We start from the raw sequence: 6,835 nt of genomic DNA, 5'->3' as shown, positions 1-6,835 counted from the left end.
CGTCTGGGACTCCAGATTGAAAAGCTCGATGCCATCGTTCAAACCGTCGTCGCAACGCTCCAAATCTGATACCGGGTTGATTATAGGTTGGCCTGATAGATTCAAACTAAAGGAATAGACATCATTACAACCTGAATCTAGATATTCGATACGTACAAATATAATTTCACCATCAGTACCCAAATAATTATTTGTTCCAGTAATTGCTCCAACATCATTTTCTGCATCGGCTTGTGAATTATGGTAGGTAACTACTAAATCACCTGGAGTAGGTGCACTTGAAGTGACTACTGGTGTATTTAATTCTAAATCAAAACTATATGGTGGATTACCTCCATTACACACCTCTAAGTTATTGGGAAGTTCTGTTTGGAGCTCAAACCCATCTATAGTAATGGTAATCTCATCTTCAACTACAACAGGGTTACCCGTGCACGTATTATAGGTAACTCTTGCCTTGTATGTAGTAGTCTCTGTAGGTATAACTTCAAAATTAGCATCTGTTGAAATCACATTATCATTTTCATCTAACCACTCAAATACAATTATACTATCTCCTGCTGGTGAAAACCTCCAAGCCTCAGGAACATCAATTGTCCACCCTCCATTTTCATTGGTATTTCTTCCTGGTGGAACAAATGCTTCTGTACCAGCATTATTTTGAATTCCTATAGCTTTATTATTATTAAAAGCATCACAAAAAGGAGCTTTTTGAACATAGATGTCAATAACATTTGTTGTTTCATAAAAAACTGCCATATGGGTAGCCAATGCACTGCTACAACTGTACATTTGAACATTATAAAAGCTCACAGCTAATACCCTATTAGGCGCATTACCAATAATTTCCCATGCTATTTCTTCACCTGAGGAGGCAGCAGGATCAATATCGTGTACTGGGGTAAATACATTACCTTCAGCTAAAGCTTCATTGGTATTATTTGGTAATGGGTTATTTTGTAAATTATAAGCATTGTAGGTATCCAATGGATCTACATCGAATCTTATAATACCGTTTGAACCCACTTGAAATTCTTGTTCTAAATTTCCAAAAAAACAAAAATCGAAGGGTAAATTTCTTGGTTCATCCCACGAATCGTCAATATTTGTATTTACAGAATTTGATAACCCTTGAAAGGAAAACGGAGGTACAAATGGAATTTCATTAACAGTATAAGTATTTGTTTCACCTAAATCTAAAAACTGCGCACTTAATTGAACTGGTTCTGGGCAAGTAATAGAAATATCGTCTCCTGCCTCAACATAAGGATTGCCAGGTACTGAAGCCCCAACTTGAGCAATTAAACCAATATTATTTATGCTTTGACAACCACTAGGATTAGTATCTGTAATAACAAGGGTAACATCATAAATACCAGCATTGGTATACGAATGGGTTACAGAAGGCCCGAGCGCAGTGTTACCATCACCAAAATCCCATAAATAAGTCGCACCAGTTCCATCGGAGGAAAAAGTTCCACTACCGTTAAATGTAATTATTTCATTAACATCTGCGATTACCAAATCACCTGACGCTTCTAAATCTGGTAATGTACTATCTAAATTTGCTGTTATATCTTGACATGGTTCAAAGCATGAAATTTCTGCTGCCCAACCTGCAGATGGGCCAGTTGAATTACTTGTATATACAAATGTTAAGCATCCATCTGGATTAGGTTGTCCTCCAGTATTAATAGCTGTTAGTGAGGCTGTAATTAAACCAGGATTGGTTACTGCTGTAAACGTACCTATTTCGTCATATGTTGCATTTGGTCCATTATAAATAGTCAAAAAATCTAAATTAGCTTGAAGTTGAAAAAAGGTAAAATTCACTTGAGATTGAAAACCTGGGTTGTCAGGGCATAGTGTCAAGGTTAAATTTTCATTATTTCCAGCAGGCCCAAATTCTCCTCCAGAATCATAGAAAAATCCTGCTGAGCATTGATTAAATGTCGCATTTTGCATAATAAAGTCTTGCGCGCTTGCAAAAGAGGACAATAATATGATTATTAATAAAAGTAATCTTCTAATCATGTTCTATTGAAATTGGGACATTATTCTTATGTAATAGTTAGTACCATCTATCCTATATAGAATGTTTTCTGAAGGATATAAGTTTAGATTATATTTTAATGGATTGAATCCATATTTATCAAAAACCAAATCTCTTGTTAAATTTGGATTAAAGTGATTAAACAATTCAACCTCAGATAATAGAGTATGTCTACGGTGTTGGTCTTTTATTCCTAACTTTAAGATTTTGATTCTATTTCTTAATAAGTGTTTTATACGTTTTAAATGTGCTTTATCATTTAAAATCACATCTTCTGTTGACTGTTTATAAACCTCTTTAATCTTTGTCAATTCGTCATTTGTCAGTGGTGCATCAACGTTAGACTTATACTTAACGGCCCTATATTCAACTCTTTGTGCCGTTTGTGCAATAATACCATAAGAACAAAGTAATAAAAACAACAGAAAGATTCTTAGGTGGAATCGATTCATATTTATTAATTATTAAAGTTTTGAAAATTAAGAAAATTTTAGAATTATTAATGTTAATTTGTCAATGTAATGCGTAATTCATCGGATATATTAATAGAACAAGGTTAATTATAAAAGTCCTACCTTATTGATACTATTTTTATTACGTATCTTTGCACCTCCTTTTAGGAAATGAAAAATTATTAAAGACTATGAGAATTGATAGCGATTTTAATGATATAGATGCTCTTGGAGATGATCATATTTCTTCATCTAGCGAAACCCCTATGAGAGCCGATGCTTTTAAGCTCTCAAATGAGGAGAAAATGGATATCATTAAAGACGATGTTAGGCACATAATGGAAACCCTGGGCTTGGACTTATCCGACGATAGTCTCAGTGGAACACCAAGACGTGTTGCAAAAATGTTTGTTAACGAAATTTTTGGCGGATTAGACCCTGCTAAAAAGCCAAGTGCCTCTACTTTTGAAAACAAGTACAAATATGGTGAGATGCTAGTTGAGAAGAATATTACAGTCTATTCTACATGCGAACATCATTTATTGCCAATAGTTGGTAAGGCTCATGTAGCCTATATATCAAATGGAAGTGTAGTAGGTTTATCAAAAATGAACCGTATTGTAGATTATTTTGCAAAAAGACCACAGGTACAAGAACGGCTTACTATTCAAATTGTAAAAGAACTTCAAAAAGTATTAAACACAGAGGATGTTGCCTGTGTGATTGATGCTAAGCACCTATGTGTTAATTCGCGTGGTATTAGAGATGTTGAAAGTAGTACAGTAACATCTGAATTTGGAGGAAAATTTAAAGAGAAAGAAACTAAAAGAGAATTCCTTGATTATATTCAGCTAGATACAAAATTTTAGTTGCTAATTCTATAGCTTAATTATAGATTTGTTTTCACATTCCATTTGAAAATTACATTATGCCTTTATACGAATCTCAATCCATAAAAATATATAATTCACTAAACGGTGAAAAGCAAGATTTTGAACCAATAATTCCTGGTTATGTTGGCATGTACGTATGTGGACCAACCGTATACAGCAATGTCCATCTTGGTAATGTGAGAACTTTTATGTCCTTTGATATCATTTATAGATATCTGAAGCACTTAGAATATAAGGTAAGATACGTCAGAAATATTACTGATGCTGGGCATTTAGAAAACGATGCTGATGAAGGTGAAGATAGAATAGCTAAAAAAGCAAGGCTTGAGGCTATAGAGCCTATGGAGGTTGTACAGCGATATACAGTTGATTTTCACAATATTCTTAACACCTTCAATTTTTTACCGCCAAGTATTGAACCTACTGCAACAGGGCATATTATTGAGCAAATTGAAATCATTAAGAACATAATCGATAACGGCTTTGCTTACAAAGTAAACGGATCAGTTTATTTCGATGTATTAAAATACAATGAAAGTAAGAGTTATGGTATTTTGAGCAAAAGGAAAGTTGAAGACCTTATCCATAATACAAGAGCTCTAGATGGCCAATCAGACAAAAAGAATCCTCAAGACTTTGCACTTTGGAAAAAAGCAGAACCACAACATATTATGCGTTGGCCATCACCTTGGAGTGATGGTTTCCCGGGTTGGCACTTGGAATGTACTGCGATGAGTACGAAATATTTGGGTGAACAATTTGATATTCATGGAGGTGGTATGGATTTAAAATTTCCACATCACGAATGTGAAATTGCTCAGGCCGAAGCCACCAACGACAAAGCACCGGTAAACTATTGGATGCATGCCAACATGTTAATTATGAACGGCAAAAAAATGGCCAAGTCTACAGGGAATTATATTTTACCTAATGAAATATTCTCAGGTGATAATCCTCACATCACTAAGGCGTATTTACCAAGTGTTGCTCGGTTTTTCATGCTACAAGCACACTATAGAAGTATTTTAGACTTTACAAATAATGGATTATTGGCTAGTGAAAAGGGTTATTTTAGATTAATGGATGCTATCAATTTGATGGATAACTTAAAAACTAGCAGTACTTCATCAGTGGATATTCAAAACTGGAGGCAGAAATGTTATGATGCCATGAATGACGATTTTAACACACCAGTGTTAATCGCAAACCTTTTTGATGGCGCTAAGTTTATCAACCAAATTAAAGATGGTAGTGCAACTATTACACATGAAGATTTAGACCTTTTAAAATCTACAATTACCACGTTCACATTTGATATCTTAGGACTTAAAAATAGTGATAAAGAAGTAGTAGGAAGTGACAAATTATCTAGTGCTGTTGAAATTTTAATTAACCTGAGAAAAGAAGCACGAGTAAATAAAGATTTTGCTTTATCTGATAAAATTAGGGATGAATTAGCTGAGGCTGGTATTCAGTTACAGGATGGTAAAGATGGTACGACTTTTACGACCAACTAGTTGTGAAAAAGCTTCTTACATATCCATTTGTTTTAATAATTAAAATTTATCAAACCGTTATCTCACCTTTAACTCCAGCTACTTGTAGGTACCAACCTACGTGTTCTCACTATGCCAAAGAAGCATTGCAAGAACACGGTTTGTTTAAAGGAGGAAAATTAGCATTGAAACGTATTTTTAGCTGTCATCCTTGGGGTGGAAAGGGTTACGATCCTGTTCCTAAGAAGGATGACAACTAAAAATTTTCCCTCGCGCCAGCTCGCCCTTTCGCTAAAAATGTACAGTGTACATTTTCTTATTCGCTCTGTCGCCTTAGAGCGGAAAGGGATTTGACCCGGTTCCACCAAAGGAAGATTAATTATAAGTTAATCTCTCTATCAAAACCTATCAAAATATTATATTTACTGAATAAATAAAACACCTATGCATTCATTACATATTGTTTGGGATCCAATCAAATATTTAGATCTGGGATTTTTTAAACTTCACTTTTATAGCGTTATGTGGATAGTAGCCTTTGTTCTAGGTTTTTATATCATGAAACGTATTTATAGAAACGAAAACCAATCAGATGAGTCGTTGGATTCTTTATTTATTTATTCTGTAATTGGGATAATGCTAGGTGCGAGATTGGGCCATGTTATATTCTACCAGTCTGAATTAATCACTGAAGATTTCTTCAGTATATTTTTACCTTTTAAGTTTAAGGGAGGAATTGAATTTACTGGTTTTCAAGGCCTAGCAAGTCATGGGGCTGCAATAGCCATGATAATTTCAATGTACTTGTATAACAAAAAAATATTGAAAAAAACTGTGCTTTGGATATTAGATCGCGTCGTAATACCAGTAGCACTAGGCGCTGTATTTGTAAGGATAGGCAACTTTATAAACTCCGAAATAATTGGAAAATATACTAATAGTGACTTCGGTGTAGTATTTAAACAACTAGGAGAATCCGAACCAAGACATCCTGCTCAATTATATGAAGCATTTTGTTATGTTTTTGTCTTTTTAATACTCTTTTACTTTTATTGGAAAACCAAAAAGGCAGAACAACAAGGCTTTTTATTTGGGTTCTTTTTAGTTTTACTATGGACCATAAGGTTCTTTGTAGAGTATGTTAAGGTAAGCCAAGGTGGTATTGAGGAATACTTTGGTAATACATTATCTACAGGGCAATTATTAAGTATTCCATTTATACTTATTGGGCTTTATTTTATGTTTATGTATAAACCTAAAACCCAGTTATCATAATGCCTTATAAGCCGTTAATTAAATTTGGTTTTTTTATTTCAATTTTGATTTCTCTACAAAATTGCAAAGAAGAAAAGACATCTTTGACTTCCGATAAAATTGAAGTTTCTTTCAAAAAAGAGGGTGTTCTTAAGCTTAAAAAAGGACTTTCAGATTCAATAGTTAAAACTATTGATATTGAAATTGCAGATGATGAATACGAAACGCAGACAGGTTTAATGTACAGAACCGATCTGGGTACTAATCAAGGAATGCTCTTCATATTCCCAGATGTTTCTTACCGTAGCTTTTATATGAAAAATACCAAGATTCCATTAGATATTATATATATTGATGAGCAAAAAACCATTGTGAGTTTTCAAAAAAATGCAAAACCTTTTGATGAAACATCACTACCCTCTGAGGCACCAGCCAAATATGTTTTAGAAATTAAGGGCGGTCTTTCGGATGAATGGCAACTTGAGATTGGAGATCAGATTGAATTTGAGAAGACAAACTAAAAGGCTTTGTTTATTCATTTAGAATTATGTTGCCTGTACAATAATTGAAACTTTCATAGTAAATTCTTAATTCAACTCGTAAAATATGAAAGACAGTTCTTGTGCTTGGAATTGCTATCATACTTAGTGAGAAATATAAAATAAAAGTGCCTTTCCTAGGAGGAAA

The 6,835-nt window shown here is 33.9% G+C and carries 7 protein-coding genes; 5 read left to right on the top strand and 2 right to left on the bottom strand.

Annotated features, from left to right (window positions below; all coding sequences use genetic code 11):
• Both DUZ96_RS02520 and DUZ96_RS02515 read right to left on the bottom strand, forming a co-directional pair.
• On the bottom strand, positions 1 to 2,034 hold a 2,034-nt coding region (locus DUZ96_RS02520), incomplete at its 3' end, for a PKD domain-containing protein (RefSeq protein WP_147267045.1).
• A gap of 3 nt (positions 2,035 to 2,037) precedes the next feature.
• Positions 2,038 to 2,505 (bottom strand): hypothetical protein, encoded by a 468-nt coding sequence (locus DUZ96_RS02515; protein ID WP_114300218.1) that lies wholly within the window; start codon positions 2,503 to 2,505, stop codon positions 2,038 to 2,040.
• Between the two features lie 191 nt (positions 2,506 to 2,696).
• On the opposite strand from DUZ96_RS02515, the gene folE reads away from it, so the two are divergent.
• From folE to DUZ96_RS02490, 5 genes are all read left to right on the top strand, one after another.
• Positions 2,697 to 3,374 carry a GTP cyclohydrolase I FolE gene (folE, locus tag DUZ96_RS02510; RefSeq protein WP_114300216.1) on the top strand — a complete coding sequence of 226 codons (678 nt, stop codon included), beginning with the start codon at positions 2,697 to 2,699 and terminating at the stop codon, positions 3,372 to 3,374.
• Positions 3,375 to 3,433: 59 nt separating this feature from the next.
• Complete coding sequence (gene cysS / locus DUZ96_RS02505) at positions 3,434 to 4,915, top strand: cysteine--tRNA ligase (RefSeq protein ID WP_114300214.1); 1,482 nt, start codon at positions 3,434 to 3,436, stop codon at positions 4,913 to 4,915.
• 2 nt (positions 4,916 to 4,917) lie between these two features.
• Positions 4,918 to 5,154 (top strand): membrane protein insertion efficiency factor YidD, encoded by a 237-nt coding sequence (yidD, locus tag DUZ96_RS02500; RefSeq protein WP_114300212.1) that lies wholly within the window; start codon positions 4,918 to 4,920, stop codon positions 5,152 to 5,154.
• Positions 5,155 to 5,338: 184 nt separating this feature from the next.
• Positions 5,339 to 6,169 (top strand): prolipoprotein diacylglyceryl transferase, encoded by an 831-nt coding sequence (lgt, locus tag DUZ96_RS02495; RefSeq protein WP_114300210.1) that lies wholly within the window; start codon positions 5,339 to 5,341, stop codon positions 6,167 to 6,169.
• Between the two features lie 83 nt (positions 6,170 to 6,252).
• A complete protein-coding gene (locus DUZ96_RS02490; protein WP_309484643.1) occupies positions 6,253 to 6,669 on the top strand; it encodes a DUF192 domain-containing protein in 417 nt (138 codons plus the stop codon).
• The last annotated feature ends 166 nt before the right edge of the window (positions 6,670 to 6,835 follow it).

Source organism: Winogradskyella sp. KYW1333 (genome assembly GCF_003335675.1).
Classification (GTDB): domain Bacteria; phylum Bacteroidota; class Bacteroidia; order Flavobacteriales; family Flavobacteriaceae; genus Winogradskyella.
This window is presented reverse-complemented; position numbering and strand designations above follow the sequence as displayed.